15 protein-coding genes are annotated in these 14,694 nt (G+C 63.0%); 8 read left to right on the top strand and 7 right to left on the bottom strand.

Features of this window, described 5'->3' with window-relative positions:
* The first annotated feature begins 7 nt into the window (after positions 1–7).
* From aat to QTH91_RS13890, 3 genes are read left to right on the top strand one after another with little or no spacing between them, the layout of a single operon-like run.
* Entirely contained in the window at positions 8–784 is a 777-nt protein-coding gene (gene aat, locus QTH91_RS13880) for a leucyl/phenylalanyl-tRNA--protein transferase (protein WP_286660703.1), read from the top strand.
* Positions 781–1,530, top strand: a complete 750-nt coding sequence (locus QTH91_RS13885; protein ID WP_286661570.1) for an arginyltransferase — start codon at positions 781–783, stop codon at positions 1,528–1,530. The genes aat and QTH91_RS13885 overlap by 4 nt, the downstream gene beginning before the upstream one ends.
* A 30-nt stretch (positions 1,531–1,560) precedes the next feature.
* Positions 1,561–2,376 carry an IclR family transcriptional regulator gene (locus QTH91_RS13890; protein ID WP_286660704.1) on the top strand — a complete coding sequence of 272 codons (816 nt, stop codon included), beginning with the start codon at positions 1,561–1,563 and terminating at the stop codon, positions 2,374–2,376.
* Positions 2,377–2,481: 105 nt separating this feature from the next.
* On the opposite strand, the gene pbpG is transcribed toward QTH91_RS13890, so the two are convergent.
* The 7 genes from pbpG to QTH91_RS13925 all read right to left on the bottom strand — a co-directional run bounded on the left by pbpG (position 2,482) and on the right by QTH91_RS13925 (position 11,751).
* On the bottom strand, positions 2,482–3,711 hold the full coding sequence (pbpG, locus tag QTH91_RS13895) for a D-alanyl-D-alanine endopeptidase (RefSeq protein WP_286660705.1): 1,230 nt from the start codon (positions 3,709–3,711) through the stop codon (positions 2,482–2,484).
* A 117-nt stretch (positions 3,712–3,828) separates the two neighbouring features.
* Positions 3,829–5,367 (bottom strand): 2-isopropylmalate synthase, encoded by a 1,539-nt coding sequence (locus tag QTH91_RS13900; RefSeq protein ID WP_286660706.1) that lies wholly within the window; start codon positions 5,365–5,367, stop codon positions 3,829–3,831.
* A 40-nt stretch (positions 5,368–5,407) separates the two neighbouring features.
* Positions 5,408–7,111 carry a 2-isopropylmalate synthase gene (leuA, locus tag QTH91_RS13905; RefSeq protein WP_286660707.1) on the bottom strand — a complete coding sequence of 568 codons (1,704 nt, stop codon included), beginning with the start codon at positions 7,109–7,111 and terminating at the stop codon, positions 5,408–5,410.
* A 240-nt stretch (positions 7,112–7,351) separates the two neighbouring features.
* Positions 7,352–8,185, bottom strand: a complete 834-nt coding sequence (gene pssA, locus QTH91_RS13910; protein WP_286660708.1) for a CDP-diacylglycerol--serine O-phosphatidyltransferase — start codon at positions 8,183–8,185, stop codon at positions 7,352–7,354.
* A 109-nt stretch (positions 8,186–8,294) separates the two neighbouring features.
* The gene (gene ilvC / locus QTH91_RS13915) at positions 8,295–9,311 is read right to left on the bottom strand and encodes a ketol-acid reductoisomerase (protein WP_286660709.1); all 1,017 of its coding nucleotides are present in this window, start codon (positions 9,309–9,311) and stop codon (positions 8,295–8,297) included.
* A 39-nt stretch (positions 9,312–9,350) separates the two neighbouring features.
* On the bottom strand, positions 9,351–9,842 hold the full coding sequence (ilvN, locus tag QTH91_RS13920; protein ID WP_286660710.1) for an acetolactate synthase small subunit: 492 nt from the start codon (positions 9,840–9,842) through the stop codon (positions 9,351–9,353).
* A 133-nt stretch (positions 9,843–9,975) separates the two neighbouring features.
* Entirely contained in the window at positions 9,976–11,751 is a 1,776-nt protein-coding gene (locus tag QTH91_RS13925) for an acetolactate synthase 3 catalytic subunit (RefSeq protein ID WP_286660711.1), read from the bottom strand.
* Positions 11,752–12,009: 258 nt separating this feature from the next.
* Here QTH91_RS13925 and QTH91_RS13930 point away from each other — a divergent pair, with 258 nt between their 5' ends.
* The 5 genes from QTH91_RS13930 (at position 12,010) to QTH91_RS13950 (ending at position 14,693) form a co-directional block, all read left to right on the top strand.
* A complete protein-coding gene (locus QTH91_RS13930; protein WP_286660712.1) occupies positions 12,010–12,588 on the top strand; it encodes an RNA polymerase sigma factor in 579 nt (192 codons plus the stop codon).
* Positions 12,585–13,046, top strand: coding sequence for a DUF3619 family protein (locus tag QTH91_RS13935; RefSeq protein ID WP_286660713.1), 462 nt, complete (start codon positions 12,585–12,587; stop codon positions 13,044–13,046). The genes QTH91_RS13930 and QTH91_RS13935 overlap by 4 nt, the downstream gene beginning before the upstream one ends.
* Positions 13,046–13,705 carry a DUF3106 domain-containing protein gene (locus QTH91_RS13940; RefSeq protein WP_286660714.1) on the top strand — a complete coding sequence of 220 codons (660 nt, stop codon included), beginning with the start codon at positions 13,046–13,048 and terminating at the stop codon, positions 13,703–13,705. The genes QTH91_RS13935 and QTH91_RS13940 overlap by 1 nt, the downstream gene beginning before the upstream one ends.
* Positions 13,706–13,849: 144 nt before the next feature.
* Positions 13,850–14,308 carry an RDD family protein gene (locus tag QTH91_RS13945; RefSeq protein WP_286661571.1) on the top strand — a complete coding sequence of 153 codons (459 nt, stop codon included), beginning with the start codon at positions 13,850–13,852 and terminating at the stop codon, positions 14,306–14,308.
* Positions 14,259–14,693 (top strand): diacylglycerol kinase, encoded by a 435-nt coding sequence (locus tag QTH91_RS13950; RefSeq protein WP_286660715.1) that lies wholly within the window; start codon positions 14,259–14,261, stop codon positions 14,691–14,693. The genes QTH91_RS13945 and QTH91_RS13950 overlap by 50 nt, the downstream gene beginning before the upstream one ends.
* Position 14,694 lies beyond the last annotated feature (1 nt).

Raw genomic sequence — 14,694 nt, forward strand, 5'->3', positions numbered from 1 at the left:
TCGCTCCGTGTCGTCGTCGCCGCGCCCCCGCCCCCTGCCCTGGCTCGCCCCGGGCGAGACCTTGCCTGCGCCTGAGCAGGCGTGGGGCGCCGGAGATCCGGTGCCTGGCCTGCTGGCTGCAGGGGGCTCGCTCGACGTGCACTCGCTGCTGCAAGCCTATGGTCGCGGCATCTTTCCCTGGTTCAGCGACGACCAACCGATCCTGTGGTGGAGTCCGGATCCGCGCATGGTGCTCCAGACTGCCAGGTTCCGATTGCACCGTTCGCTGGCCAGGACCCTGCGGCGCTTCTCCATTTCGCCCAGGTGTCAGATCCGTTTCGACCATGCCTTCGAATCGGTGATCCAGGCTTGTTCACAGGTGCCACGCGACGGCCAGGCCGGCACGTGGATCCTTCCGGACATGATCGAGGCCTACTTGAAACTGCACCGTGCCGGCCACGCACACAGCGTCGAGACATGGATCGACGGCGAATTGGTCGGTGGCCTCTACTGCGTCGGCATCGGGAGGGCGGTGTTCGGAGAATCGATGTTCGCGCTGCGGCCGGACGCCTCGAAGATCGCGCTGGCCGCCCTGGTTGCGTTCTGCCGCAGCCACGGCGTGGTCCAGATCGACTGTCAGCAGAACACCTCGCATCTGGCAAGCCTAGGAGCCGCCGAAATGCCGCGGGCCGCGTTCCTTTCGCAGGTGGGTCACGATGTTCAACAGCCCGGCCCCCAGTGGCTTTTCGAACCCGTATACTGGAAAACACTCCTGACCGCACGACCGACTTCGACGACGACGTGACGCACCTCAAGGACCTTCCGCTCCAGACCCTGCAGTTCTACGCCACGGCGCCGTATCCGTGCAGCTACCTGCCCGATCGGCTGGCCCGGTCTCAGGTGGCCACGCCCAGCCACCTGATCCACAACGACGCCTACTCGAACCTCGTCCTCGAAGGGTTTCGGCGCAGCGGGATGTTTACCTACCGCCCTTACTGCGACGGCTGCCAGGCCTGTGTGCCGCTTCGTGTGCTGGTTGACCGCTTCAAGCCCACGCGCAGCCAGCGTCGGGCGCGCAACCAGCATTGCGACTTGCAGGCGCGCGTGCTGCGCTTGTGCTTCGTGCCGGAGCACTACCAGCTCTACCTGCGCTATCAGAACGGACGCCACGCCGGCGGGGGCATGGATCACGACAGCATCGACCAGTACACGCAGTTCCTCCTGCAAAGCCGCGTCAATTCGCGCCTGGTCGAGTTCCGCGAAAGCCTGGCGGACGGCAGCCCGGGGCGGATCAAGATGGTCTCGATCCTCGATGTGCTCAACGACGGCATCTCGGCCGTCTACACCTTCTACGAGCCGGAAACCGGCGCCAACTACGGCACCTACAGCGTGCTGTGGCAGATCGAGCAGGCGCGCCAGTTGGGGCTTCCCCATGTTTACCTGGGCTACTGGATCCAAGGCAGCGCCAAGATGGCTTACAAGTCCAGGTTCGCGCCCAACGAAATCCTCCATAACGGGGTCTGGCAAGCAGGATGCGATTTCACAAGATAAAATGACCAGCAGCATCATTCCTGCTGAGTCATGAGAAAAGCACAGTCCGACATTCCCGCCACGCCAGTCATCCAGGTCATCGAGCGCATGTTTTCGCTCATCGACGTGCTGGCTTCCCGCGAAGACGCCATCTCGCTCAAGGAAATCAGCGAAAAGACCGGCCTGCATCCCTCCACCGCTCACCGCATCCTCAACGACCTTGCGGTGGGACGCTTCGTCGACCGGCCCGAGGCCGGCAGCTATCGCCTGGGCATGCGGCTGCTGGAACTCGGAAATCTGGTGAAGGGCCGCCTCAACGTGCGCGACGCCGCCATTTCTCCGATGCGCGAATTGCACAAGCTGACGCAGCAGCCGGTGAACCTCAGCATGCGTCAGGGCGACGAGATCGTCTACATCGAGCGGGCCTACAGCGAGCGCTCAGGCATGCAGGTGGTGCGTGCGATCGGCGGACGCGCACCGTTGCACCTGACCTCGACCGGCAAGCTTTTCCTGGCCCTGGAAGATCCCCAGCGTGTGCGCAGCTATGCCACCCGCACCGGCCTGGCCGGACATACGCGCAACAGCATCACTCAGTTGCCGCAATTGGAGCGGGAATTGTCGAAAGCCCGCCAATACGGAATCGCCCGCGACAACGAAGAGCTCGAACTCGGCGTGCGTTGCATGGCCGCCGGCATCTACGACGATCAAGGCAAGCTTGTCGCCGGCCTGTCGATTTCCGCGCCCGCCGACCGGCTGGACGAGGGCTGGCTGCCCAAGCTGCAGGCAACCGCCGGCGAGATCTCCGGAGCGCTCGGGTACAAGGCTGGGCCCGGCAACGCCGCCGCGGACAACGCCGCGCCCGCCTGACAGGGCCCATTCAGGCCCGGCGCGCCGATCGCTCGAAATGTCAAACGCCCGCTCCTTCCGAAGAAGGCAGCGGGCGTTTTTCAGTTTGCCCGAGGCGCGAACTGTTCAGCTGGCGAAATCGATCGTCCGGATCGAAGTCTGACGATTCGCATTGGAATCGACCGGGGTCAAGGCTGGCGAGGCAGCCGGAGACATGTACTGATTGGCCTCGACCCAGCGGCGCACACGCTCGGCGTCCGCGATGCGTGAATAGCGGCCGACGCCATCCAGGAACACCATGATCAGCTTGCGCCCGGCGATGCGCGCTTGCATCACCAGGCATTGCCCCGCCTCGGAGATGTAGCCGGTCTTCTGCAAGCCGATCTCCCATTCGGGACTCTTCACGAGGCGATTGGTCGTGTTGAACTGGAGCACGCGGCTGCCAACTTCGACTTGCCGCTCGGGCGAGGTGCTGTACTCGCGCAGCAGCGGGTCGCCGTACGCATAGTTCACCAGCACGGCCAGGTCGCGCGCGCTGGACTGGTTGCTGCTGGAAAGGCCGGTCGGCTCCACATAGCGGGTATCGTGCATGCCCAGCGAACGCGCCTTGGCATTCATCATCGCGACGAAGGTGCTCAAGCCACCCGGATAGGTGCGGCCCAAGGCATGTGCGGCGCGATTCTCGCTGGACATGAGCGCCAGATGTAGCATTTCGCTGCGCGGCAACGTCGAGCCGACGCGCAGACGCGAACTGCTGTGCTTCTCGGTATCGACGTCGTCCTGGGTGATCGTGATCAGTTCGTCGCCAGGCAGGTGCGCCTCGCTGATCAGCACGCCGGTCATCAGCTTGGTGATCGAAGCAATCGGCAGGACCGCCTGCTCATTCTTCGAGAACAGCACTTCATGCGTATCCTGGTCGACCACCAAGGCAACGCTGGAGCGCAGGTCGAGAGCGTCATCGGCGCCATGCAGGCCAGCCATTTGCCCGAACGATTGGCGCGAAGGCTCGTAAGTGCGCGCAATCACGCGCTGCTTCGTCACCGACCGGCTCCCGGCGGACTTCGAATAGGTCACCGAGACGCGAGAGCTCGACTTGGCGCTGGTCCGGTCGGCCTTGGCCGTTTGCTTGGATACGGCGCGCTTGCTGCTGGCCGTCTTGGTGGACTTGCTGGGTTTGGAAGAAGCGGAACTGCTCTTGGATGCACTGGCAGAGGTCTTGGCGCGAACGTCCTTCTTGGAGCTCGCGGCATGGACGCCAGACAACAAAAAGGCCGTTGCACAGAAGGCAACGGCCAGATTGCGCCAACCGGGCAGCAACCGCTGGGAGGAAACTCGGCCGGGTCGGGTTTCTGACATTGAAGGAACTCCAGCGGAAACAAAAAGTGACCGCAGTGTAGCCACTTAAAAAATGATATGCAATATCAGCAACTTAAATCCTTTAGTTCAATTGAACACAAAAGACCACAAGCCAAGCTAACCTTGCGCCGCAACTCTCTCAGCTTGGCTCTGTAACTTGTTGAGGGCACTCAGATAAGCCTTCGCCGAAGCGACGACGATATCGGGATCCGCCCCCACGCCGTTGACAACGCGACCGGCATTTTGCAACCGGACGGTCACCTCGCCCTGGCTCTCGGTCGATCCGCTGATGGCATTGACCGAGTAGAGAACCATCTCGGCGCCACTGACGACATGCGATTCGATCGCCTTCAGCGACGCGTCGACCGGGCCGTTTCCGTCCGACTCACCAGAGACCTCCTTGCCTTCCACGGTGAAAATGACGCGCGCGTGCGGGCGCTCGCCGGTTTCGCTGTGTTGAGACAAAGACACAAAGCCAAACCGCTCTCCAACGTGTGATGCCGCTTCGTCGCTGACAAGGGCGAGGATGTCCTCGTCGAAAATTTCGCTTTTGCGATCGGCCAACTCCTTGAAGCGCAGGAAGGCGGCGTTGATGTCCGCCTCGCTTTCCATGGAGACACCCAACTCCTGCAGGCGCTGCTTGAAGGCGTTTCGCCCGCTGAGCTTGCCGAGCACGATCTTGTTGTTCGACCAGCCGACATCCTCGGCTCGCATGATCTCGTAGGTGTCGCGTGCCTTGAGGACGCCGTCCTGATGGATTCCCGAAGCATGCGCGAACGCGTTGGCACCCACCACGGCCTTGTTGGGCTGCACCACGAACCCGGTGGTCTGACTGACCATCCGGCTGGCTGCGACGATGTGGCTGGTGTCGATGTTCAGATCGAGGCCGAAGTAGTCGCGACGCGTCTTGACAGCCATCACCACTTCTTCGAGCGAACAATTGCCGGCGCGTTCGCCCAGGCCGTTGATGGTGCACTCAACCTGACGTGCGCCACCGATCTTCACGCCGGCCAGCGAATTGGCGACCGCCATGCCCAGGTCATTGTGGCAATGCACCGACCAGATGGCTTTGTCGCTGTTGGGAATTCGCTCGCGCAGGTTGCGGATGAACTGGCCATAGAGTTCCGGCACCGCGTAGCCCACGGTGTCGGGCACGTTGATGGTAGTCGCCCCCTCCTGGATGACGGCCTCCAGCACGCGGCACAGGAAATCGACATCGCTGCGATAGCCGTCTTCCGGGCTGAACTCGACGTCGCCCATGAGGTTGCGCGCAAAGCGCACCGACAGCCGGGCCTGCTCCAAGACCTCCTCCGGCGTCATGCGCAGCTTTTTCTCCATGTGCAGCGGCGAGGTGGCAATGAAGGTGTGGATGCGCCCGCGTGCAGCGCCCTTCAGCGCTTCGGCGGCGCGGGAGATGTCCCGGTCGTTGGCACGCGACAAGCCGCACACCGTCGAATCCTTGATGGCATTCGCAATAGCCTGGACGGCCTCGAAATCCCCGTTGGAACTGGCGGGAAAGCCCGCCTCGATCACATCCACTTTCAGGCGTTCGAGCTGGCGCGCGATGCGCATCTTCTCGTCGCGGGTCATGGACGCGCCAGGGGATTGCTCGCCGTCGCGCAAGGTGGTGTCGAAAATGATCAGCTTGTCGGTCATCGTGGTTCTCCTTGAATGTGCCGCCCTCCGGGCTCGTGACTCAGGCGGGCGCAAGTTCGGATTGTGCCCCTTGCCCGGTCTGGGCGAGCCCCCGCCGCAATCCCGAGACGATCGCCTTGAAGGAAGCGGCCATGGTGTCCGCGTCGACGCCAACGCCGAACAAGGTGCGCTGCCCGTCGACTCTCAGCTCCATGTAGGCCACCGCGCGCGCGTCGGCGCCGGTGCCGATGGCGTGCTGGTGATAGTCGATCACGCGAATCTCGTGTCCCGTTGCCTCGGACAGGGCACGGATGAACGCGTCCACCGGCCCATTGCCCCGACCTTCGATGTGCCGCACCGCGCCGTCGAAGTCGAGGTCGCCGCTCAGAACGACACTGGCGCCCTCGCCCTCGCCGACTTCCTGCAGTTTGCGGTGCGAGAACGCGTGCTTGCCGTCCAACCCATATTCGCCGCGGAAGATGGCCCAAAGGTCTGGCGCGGTCAACTCCTTGCCCTGCACGTCCATCACGCGCTGCACCACCTGGCTGAACTCGATCTGCAGTCGGCGGGGCAGTTCAAGGCCGTACTCGCTTTCGAGAAGATAGGTGATGCCGCCCTTGCCGGACTGGCTGTTCACGCGGATGACCGCCTCGTAGCTGCGCCCGACGTCCTTGGGATCGATGGGGAGGTACGGGATGTCCCACGCCTCGCCCTCCTTGCGCGCCGAGAACGCCTTGCGAATGGCATCCTGGTGCGAACCCGAGAACGAGGTGTAGACCAGGTCGCCCACGTACGGATGGCGGGGGTGTACCGGCAACTGGTTGCAGTACTCGACGGTGGCACGGATCTCGTCGATGTTGGAAAAATCAAGCTGCGGGTCTACGCCCTGGGTATACAGATTGAGTGCGACGTTCACGAGGTCCAGATTGCCGGTGCGCTCACCATTGCCGAACAGGCAACCCTCGATGCGGTCGGCTCCGGCCATGAGTGCCAACTCGGCGGCCGCGGTCCCGGTGCCTCGGTCGTTGTGCGGATGCACCGACAGCACGATGCCGTCGCGCCGGGCCAAGTGGCGATGCATCCACTCGATCATGTCGGCAAAGATGTTCGGCGTGGAGTGCTCGACCGTGGAAGGCAAATTGACGATGCATCGGCGCTGCGGCGAAGCCTCCCAAACTTCGGTAACGGCGTCGACGACGCGTTTGGAAAATGCCAGTTCGGTACCGGAGAACATCTCGGGCGAATACTGGAAGGTCCATGCCGTATTCGGCTGGCGCGCAGCCTGCTCTACGAACATGCGGGCATGTCGAGTCGCCAGGTCGACGATGCCATCCTCATCCAAGCCCAGCACCACGCGGCGCATGACCGGAGCGCAGGCGTTGTACAGATGAACAATGGCGCGTTGGGCACCTTGCAGGGATTCGAAGGTCCGCTCGATCAGATGGTCGCGCGCCTGCGTCAGCACCTGGATCGTGACGTCGTCGGGGATGCGATCTTCCTCGATCAGGCGCCGTACGAAATCGAACTCCACCTGGGAGGCCGAGGGAAAGCCCACCTCGATCTCCTTGAAGCCGATGGCCACGAGCGTCTCGAACATCCGCATCTTTCGCTCGATGTCCATGGGCTCCACCAGCGCCTGGTTGCCGTCACGCAGGTCGGTCGACAGCCAGATGGGCGCACGGGTCAGGACGGCATCGGGCCAGGTCCGGTCCTTGAGGCCAACGGGCGCGAACGCGCGGTACTTGCTGCTGGGTTGCTTCAACATGGTCATCTTCAAGCTATGGTTGGATGAACCAGCAACCCCAAAAACAAACGGCCCGTTGCTGGTGCTAACGGGCCGTTGGTCGAGAAAATGCGCGTGCGCTACCGACTCCGCCCGGACGGGAGAATTAGTAGAGCCAGCGAGATCTTCTTCATGGTGTTGCGAAGTCTAACACCAAGTTTCGCAAGAAGGAACACTGGGCAAGCGCACCGAATGGTTCAGCGCTTTTTCCCAGGAGCACGCTCAGCGGTGCAGTCCACGCTCGTCAGGCTCGTCGGTGGACGTGCTGATCACGCTCGTCTGCTGGCCCTTCGCACGGCGCCAGAGGTAGACGGCATAGCCGCTCAAGCCGTAGATGACGAAAAGGCCAAACAGCACGGTGGGCGGATGGATGTTGATGACGGCGATTCCCAGGGCGATGAGCACGATCGCCGCAAAGGGCACGCTGCGCTTCATCTGGATGTCCTTGAAGCTGTAGAACGGCGCATTGGTCACCATGCTCAGGCCGGCATACAGCGTGAAGCCAAAGGTGATCCAGGTGATCTGCTGCCAGCTCAGGTAGAGCACATCCCCGCCCCGTCGTCCCCATTCGTTCATGAGCCAGATGAAGCCAGCAACCAGCGCTGCCGCTGCTGGCGACGGCAAGCCCTGGAACCAGCGCTTGTCGATCACGCCCGTGTTGACGTTGAAGCGCGCCAGCCTCAGGGCAGCGCAGGCGCAATAGACGAAGGCGGCGATCCAGCCCCACCGGCCCAGCCCCTTGAGTGACCATTCGTAGGCGATCAGCGCCGGCGCGGCGCCGAACGAAACCATGTCCGACAACGAATCCATCTGCTCGCCGAAAGCGCTCTGGGTGTTTGTCATGCGTGCGACGCGGCCGTCGAGGCTGTCGAGCACCATGGCTGCGAATACACCCAGCGCCGCCTGGTCGAACTGGGCATTCATCGCCATCACGATGGCGTAGAAGCCGCCGAACAGCGCCGCCAGCGTGAACAGGTTGGGCAGGATGTAGATGCCCTTTCGGCGCTTGCGCGGTTCGGGCGTCGGATTCGTCTCCAGGGATGTGTCGTCGTGCATTTAGGGGGCAAGTTTAGTTCAGGCCATGTTCGTCACCGCCCGTGAACACGGCAAGACGAAAAAGGCCGTCGCATGCGACGGCCTCTTGGCTATTGAAGCAGCCCGAGCATCAGTTGCGGGTCTGATCCACCAGCTTGTTTTTCTTGATCCAGGGCATCATGGCGCGCAGCTTTTCGCCCACGACCTCGATCTGGTGCTCAGCGTTCAGGCGACGGCGGCTGATCAGGGTGGGAGCGCCAGCGGCGTTTTCCAGCACGAAGCTCTTCGCGTATTCGCCGGTCTGGATGTCCTTGAGCACCTGCTTCATGACCTTCTTGGTCTCTTCCGTCACGACGCGGGGGCCGGTGACGTACTCGCCGTACTCGGCGTTGTTCGAGATCGAGTAGTTCATGTTGGCGATGCCGCCTTCATAGATCAGGTCGACGATGAGCTTGAGCTCGTGAAGGCACTCGAAGTAGGCCATCTCAGGCGCGTAGCCGGCCTCGACCAGCGTCTCGAAGCCCGCCTTGATCAGCTCGACGGTACCGCCGCACAGCACGGCTTGCTCGCCGAACAGGTCGGTCTCGGTTTCTTCGCGGAAGTTGGTCTCGATGATGCCGGCCTTGCCGCCGCCGTTGGCGATGGCATAGCTCAGGGCCAGATCGCGCGCCTTGCCGCTCTTGTCCTGGTAGACAGCCACCAGGTGAGGCACGCCGCCACCTTGTGCGTACGTGCTGCGAACGGTGTGGCCAGGCGCCTTGGGAGCGACCATCCAGACGTCCAGGTCAGCGCGCGGCTGCACGAAGCCGTAGTGCACGTTGAAGCCGTGCGCGAAGACGAGCGAAGCGCCTTCCTTGATGTTCGGGGCCACGTCATTCTTGTAGACGTTGGCGATCTGCTCGTCGGGCAGCAGGATCATGACGACGTCTGCCTGCTTGACTGCATCGGCCACTTCAGCAACGTTGAGGCCAGCCTTCTCGACCTTCGGCCACGAAGCGCCGCCCTTGCGCAGGCCGACGACGACCTTCACGCCGCTGTCGTTCAGGTTCTGCGCGTGCGCATGGCCCTGCGAGCCGTAGCCGATGATTGCGACCGTCTTGCCCTTGATCAGGCTGAGATCGGCGTCCTTGTCGTAATAGACCTTCATGATTGCTCCTTCTTGGATTCGTGTGATGGCACAGGTGCCTTAGACGCGCAGGATGCGCTCGCCGCGGCCGATGCCGCTCGGCCCGGTGCGCACGGTTTCGAGGATGGCGCTGCGATCGATCGCGTCGAGGAACGCGTCGTTCTTGCCCAGATCGCCAGTGAGTTCGATGGTGTAGCTCTTGTCGGTCACGTCGATGATGCGGCCGCGGAAGATGTCGGCCATGCGCTTGACTTCTTCGCGCTCCTTGCCGACGGCTCTCACCTTGACCATCATGAGTTCGCGCTCCGTGTAGGCACCTTCGGTCAGATCGACCACCTTCACCACTTCGATCAGGCGGTTCAGGTGCTTGGTGATCTGCTCGATGACGTCGTCCGAACCGGTGGTCTGGATCGTCATGCGAGAAAGGCTTGCATCCTCCGTCGGTGCGACGGTGAGCGATTCGATGTTGTAGCCGCGAGCCGAGAAAAGGCCCACCACGCGAGAGAGAGCACCCGGCTCGTTCTCCAGCAAGACAGCGATGATGTGTTTCATGATCAGTGGGCTCCTCTTTTCGCTGCCCTCCTCCACGCACGGTAATGCGTGGACTCGGCAAGCAATAGATTCGCCTCGAAAGTTTTGAACAGGCCGCCAGGATCGCCCCGGCGGCGGCGACGCCTTCGTCCGGTTAAAGGTCCTCGGAGCCCATCAGCATCTCGGTGATGCCCTTTCCCGCCTGGACCATCGGGAACACGTTCTCGGTGGGGTCGGTGCGGAAGTCCATGAACACCGTGCGGTCCTTGAGCTTGCGCGCTTCGCGCAGCGCCGGCTCGACATCCTGCGGGCGCTCGATCAGCATGCCGACGTGCCCATAGGCCTCGGCGAGCTTCACGAAATTGGGCAGCGCATCCATGTAGCTGTGGCTGTAGCGGCCGGAGTATTCGATCTCCTGCCACTGGCGCACCATGCCCAGGTACCGGTTGTTGAGCGAGACGATCTTGATGGGCGTGTTGTATTGCAGGCAGGTCGACAACTCCTGGATGCACATCTGCACCGAGCCTTCGCCAGTGACGCAAAAGACCTCGGAATCGGGCTTTGCGAGCTTGATGCCCATGGCGTAGGGAATGCCCACGCCCATGGTGCCCAGGCCTCCGGAGTTGATCCAACGGCGAGGTTCGTCGAACCGGTAGTACTGCGCCGCCCACATCTGATGCTGGCCGACGTCGGAGGTGATGTAGGTGTCGGCATCCTTGGTCATGTTCCACAGCGTCTCGATCACGCGCTGCGGTTTGATGACTTCGGTGTTCTCGCTGTCGTACTTCAGGCAGTTGCGCGAACGCCAGCCTTCGATGGACTTCCACCAACTGTCGAGCGCCGCACCGTCGGGACGGATGTCGCTTTCGCGAATCATGGCGATGAGTTCGGTGAGCACATCCTTCACGTCGCCGACGATCGGCACATCCACCTTCACCCGCTTCGAAATGCTGGATGGGTCGATGTCGACATGAATGATCTTGCGTTCGTTTTGCGCGAAATGCTTGGGATTGCCGATCACGCGATCGTCGAAACGCGCACCGACGGCCAACAGAACGTCGCAGTTCTGCATGGCATTGTTGGCCTCGAGCGTGCCGTGCATGCCCAGCATGCCCAGGAACTTGCGATCGGACGCCGGATAGGCACCCAAGCCCATCAGGGTGTTGGTGACTGGGTAGCCGAGCATGTCGACCAGGGTCCGCAGTTCCTGGCACGCATCGCCCAGAAGTACGCCGCCGCCGCTGTAGATGTAAGGCCGCTTGGCCGTGAGCAGCAGTTGAAGCGCCTTGCGGATCTGGCCGCCGTGGCCCTTGCGCACGGGGTTGTACGAGCGCATTTCCACCTTCTCGGGATAGCCGTTGTAGGCCACCTTCTTGAAGGAGACGTCCTTGGGGATGTCCACCACCACCGGGCCCGGACGGCCGGAACGGGCGATGTGGAAGGCCTTTTTCATGGTCAGCGCCAGATCCTTGGGATCCTTGACCAGGAAGTTGTGCTTGACGATGGGGCGGGTGATGCCGACGGTGTCGCACTCCTGGAAGGCATCGAGCCCGATCGCGGGCGTCGGCACCTGGCCGGAGATGATCACCATCGGGATGGAGTCCATGTAGGCCGTGGCGATGCCGGTGACCGCGTTGGTCAGGCCGGGGCCGGACGTGACCAGCGCCACGCCCACTTCGCCCGTGGCGCGCGCATAGCCGTCGGCAGCATGCACCGCCGCCTGTTCGTGGCGCACCAGCACGTGCTGGATGGTGTCTTGCTTGTAGAAGGCGTCGTAGATGTAGAGCACGGCGCCGCCCGGATAGCCCCAGACGTATTTGACGCCTTCGGCCTGGAGGGTGCGCACGAGCACTTCGGCGCCCATGAGATCGGGAGATTGACCGCCACTAGCCGCGGCCGCAGAAGTGATTTCTGCCTTGGAGATTTCCATGATGAACCTTCGTGTTGTTCGGGAACGAAAAACCTTGGGTGCCTCTTCGCCAACTCTTGTGGAGTCGCGTCGAGACTTGAGGCCTTGACCATGAGCGCTTCAGTTTGCGCCGGATCAGGACCCGTTTGCCTTTTGACTGCAGTCGGCGATTATGGCATTTTTCGAGTTGCCTTCGACGCCCGCCTCCCCCAAGAATGACGACTGCGCCTAGTCGCCCCGGGCATAATAACCAGCGCGCCCCGTCCCGCACTTCCTCGCTTGGCCTCCGACATCGAACTCTCCGACTTCCTCAAGAGCGTGGAGCGACGTGCCTTCAAGCGCTCGCTCTATCACGTGAGAGACGAAGAAGCAGCACTGGACATCGTCCAGGACAGCATGCTCAAGCTGGCCGAGCACTATGGCGACAAGCCAGTGCGCGAACTGCCGATGCTCTTCCAGCGCATCCTGTCAAACTGCACGCTGGACTGGTTCCGCCGCCAAAAGACGCGCCGCGCCCTTTTTTCCAACATGAGCGACTTCGAAGGCTCGGGCGAAGGCCGTGGCGGCGACGACGAGTTCGATCCGCTTGAGCACCTGATTTCGCCCATCGGCATTCACGAAACTGAAAGCGCCGAAGACACCACGCGCCGGGCCCAGATCTTGCGCGAGATCGAAGTAGAGATCGCCGCACTGCCAACGCGTCAACGCGAGGCGTTTTTGCTGCGTTACTGGGAAGAGATGGACGTCGCCGAAACCGCAGCCGCCATGGGTTGCTCGGAAGGCAGCGTCAAGACGCACTGTTCCCGCGCCATTCACGCCTTGAGCCGAGCGCTGCAGGGCAAGGGAGTTCAACTGTGACCACACTTCGTTCTCTGGCCCTACCCGTCGACTCGCTCGACGAATCACGCGCCGATGCCGAAGCGCGATTTGCATCCCACGTGACCGCACGACTCGACACCGGCACCCGCGAGTTGCCGCACGACATTGCCGAGCGCCTGCGAGCCAGCCGCGAACGCGCACTGGCAGCACGGCGCAGGACAGCCCTCCCCCATCCGAAGGAGGCCACCGGTGCGCGCGCCGAGCGCGATGCCGCGACACGCGGCACACCCTGGGGGACGCGGATCGCTTCCGCACTTCCGTTGGTGGCGCTGGTGGTGGGCCTGGTGGCCATCAAGGTGGTCCAGGACGACCGGCGCGCCGACGAACTGGCCGAGGTCGACTCCGCGCTTTTGTCGAGCGAACTCCCACCTGCCGCCTACACCGACCCAGGGTTCGCGCAGTTTCTCAAGACCAACGCAGACGCGCCGGTTCGCTGATGGCTCGTGCGAAATACCGGGATGGCGGACGCGCGCGTCGCGTGAAGGCGCTGCTCCTGGCGGCCAGTCTTCTCGCCGCGGCAGCAGGCTCACAGGCGCAAGTCGAGCCGGCCTCCGAGCATGTCGGCAAGAAGCCTGCAGCCACGACCCCGGGAAAGGCATCCGCTGGCCCGAGTTGGAAAGACCTGACGCCTGAGCAGAAGCAGGCCCTTGCGCCGCTTTCCGGCCATTGGAATCGGCTCCACCCTGCGCAAAAGCGCAAATGGCTTGCCCTATCGCGCAATTTCGACGACATGACGGAGCACGAAAAAGCCACTCTGCGCGGGCGCATGACCGATTGGGCAAGCCTGAGTCCCCAGGAGCGGACGCGCGCAAGGCTCAACTACGCCGAGATCGAAAGACTGGCACCCGCCGATGAGCGCAAGGCCAAGTGGGAGGCCTATCAGGCCCTGAGCCCGGAGGAGCGGCGCAAGCTGGCCGACCAGGCAACCACCAGGCTCCCAGGCGCGGCGGTTCCCGCCAAGCCGGTGCCTCAGCGCATGCTGGCCCCCGTGCCGCAGGCGGACGGCAACTCGCAGCGCCCTCCGAAGATCCAGGTCACGCCAGATCGGGCCAAGGCCGTTCCGGCACAATCCGAAGCCGTCGTCCATCAGAAATGAAGCGCCTCGGCGACGACGCCGGCCGCTCAGCTCCCACGCGTGAACCCACTTCCTTCGAGTCCGAAGGCGCAGCCCGGCTCAGCCCAACTCGCAGACTCCGGACCCGCCTCCAACCCCCTGCAAGCGCCCGGCCTGTGGCGCCGCATGGCCTGCTGGCTCTATGAAGGCGTTTTGCTGTTTGCCGTCGTTTTCTTTGCCGGCTGGTTGTTCAGCACACTGGCTCAGATGCGAGACGCGAGCGACGGTAGCCGCCATCCCATCTTTCAGGCTTTTCTGTTCGTCACCCTGGGCGTCTATTTCACCTGGTTCTGGTCCCGCGGCCAGACCCTGGCGATGAAGACCTGGAACATCCGGATCGTGGATGCGCTGGGCCGCCCCCTCACCCAGCGTCGGGCATTGCTGCGCTACGTTCTGGCATGGGTGTGGTTCCTGCCGCCGCTGGCGGCGCTGTCCTTCTTTGCGATCACCGGCGGCGAAGCCGTGGTGGTCGTGTTTGGCTGGGTCGCAGTCTGGAGCATTCTCAGCCGGTTCCAGCGCGAAGGCCAGTTCTGGCATGACGTCTGGGCGGGCACTCGTTTGGTGCAGGCAGAGCGTCGTGGCTGAGCAGGGACAGGCCAATACGCAAAAGGGGCGACGCGGGCTGGAGCGCATCTGGCATGCCGGCCTCATTTCGCTGCAGGGGCTGCAGAGCGCGTGGGGCGAGGCGGCATTCCGACAAGAGGCCATCCTTGCACTTGTTGCCATTCCGCTCGCCTTCTGGCTCGGCCAGGGCTGGGTCGAAGTGGCACTGCTGGCAGGCAGCGTCGTGCTGGTGCTGATCGTCGAGTTGCTCAATACGGCTGTGGAGTCGGCCATCGACCGGATCGGTCCGGAGTGGCACGACCTGTCCAAGCGCGCCAAGGACACCGGCAGCGCTGCCGTCCTGCTCGCATGCATCGTCGCCGGCGGCATCTGGCTGGCAGCCCTGTGGCACCGATTTGTCGTCTGAA

This window comes from Variovorax dokdonensis (genome assembly GCF_030316895.1).
Classification (GTDB): Bacteria; Pseudomonadota; Gammaproteobacteria; order Burkholderiales; family Burkholderiaceae_C; genus Variovorax; species Variovorax dokdonensis.

Bases quoted from the DNA above. Each gene is read 5' to 3' on its own strand.
- pbpG (WP_286660705.1), bottom strand. From the start codon at position 3,711: ATGTCAGAAACCCGACCCGGCCGAGTTTCCTCCCAGCGGTTGCTGCCC.
- pssA (WP_286660708.1), bottom strand. From the start codon at position 8,185: ATGCACGACGACACATCCCTGGAGACGAATCCGACGCCCGAACCGCGC.
- ilvN (WP_286660710.1), bottom strand. From the start codon at position 9,842: ATGAAACACATCATCGCTGTCTTGCTGGAGAACGAGCCGGGTGCTCTC.
- ilvC (WP_286660709.1), bottom strand. From the start codon at position 9,311: ATGAAGGTCTATTACGACAAGGACGCCGATCTCAGCCTGATCAAGGGC.
- QTH91_RS13945 (WP_286661571.1), top strand. From the start codon at position 13,850: ATGGCCTGCTGGCTCTATGAAGGCGTTTTGCTGTTTGCCGTCGTTTTC.
- QTH91_RS13900 (WP_286660706.1), bottom strand. From the start codon at position 5,367: ATGACCGACAAGCTGATCATTTTCGACACCACCTTGCGCGACGGCGAG.
- QTH91_RS13925 (WP_286660711.1), bottom strand. From the start codon at position 11,751: ATGGAAATCTCCAAGGCAGAAATCACTTCTGCGGCCGCGGCTAGTGGC.
- QTH91_RS13940 (WP_286660714.1), top strand. From the start codon at position 13,046: ATGGCTCGTGCGAAATACCGGGATGGCGGACGCGCGCGTCGCGTGAAG.
- QTH91_RS13890 (WP_286660704.1), top strand. From the start codon at position 1,561: ATGAGAAAAGCACAGTCCGACATTCCCGCCACGCCAGTCATCCAGGTC.
- leuA (WP_286660707.1), bottom strand. From the start codon at position 7,111: ATGTTGAAGCAACCCAGCAGCAAGTACCGCGCGTTCGCGCCCGTTGGC.
- QTH91_RS13950 (WP_286660715.1), top strand. From the start codon at position 14,259: ATGACGTCTGGGCGGGCACTCGTTTGGTGCAGGCAGAGCGTCGTGGCT.